1 protein-coding gene is annotated in these 704 nt (G+C 26.0%); it reads right to left on the minus strand.

What is annotated here, in order from left to right; translation table 11 throughout:
- Positions 1 to 2: 2 nt before the first annotated feature.
- Entirely contained in the window at positions 3 to 419 is a 417-nt protein-coding gene (locus D8886_RS11625; protein WP_125435784.1) for a reverse transcriptase family protein, read from the minus strand.
- Positions 420 to 704: the final 285 nt, after the last annotated feature.

A 704-nucleotide genomic window follows, 5' to 3' on the forward strand; every position in this document is an offset into this window, starting at 1 on the left:
AGTTAAATCATCATAATAGTTAAATCATCATAATAGGCTGAAAAAGTTAAATCCCGAACCTTTGCATAATTATTTAAAAGTTCATACATTTTATGATATGCCAAAAAACTTAAAATTGGACTTGTTGGAAAACCTTGAGGTAGAAAACTTTTATTCCCTTTTGATACCGTTGTCAAATCTGTCATTATTTTAGCAATATCAGTAGACTGATTCATATCAAACCTAAAAAAATTATACACATTCTGCGCATCTGTACTAGGAAAAAAATTCGATATATCAATAATTACACCATATCTATTCTTCTTATGAGATTCTACATTGGTAACATAGCTTTTCCCTGTAATACCTCCATGGATATAATTTGGAATGTCAATACTCTGCAAATATTTTACAATTCTTTTTAATACTAGCTTATGCATTTTTCCAGCATTATATAATTCCCTTCTTTACAAAAGGAACTGTATTAAAATTATTTCTTATATTTTTTAATTTACTCTTTTCAATTTTTAACAACTCTGATAACCATTTTTTATTAGATACACCATATAAAATAGTTCTAGATATAAAATAGTTCTAGTAAAATCCATTATAACCTCACTTTACAAAAAAACTCTTATAACTAATGTATAAGAGAATATTTTCTATAAATAAGAGAAGAAACTAGATCCTTCACTCTTGTGAAGAAGGTAATGAGTATATCTTTT

This window comes from Streptococcus sanguinis (assembly GCF_003943655.1).
Taxonomy (GTDB): domain Bacteria; phylum Bacillota; class Bacilli; order Lactobacillales; family Streptococcaceae; genus Streptococcus; species Streptococcus sanguinis_F.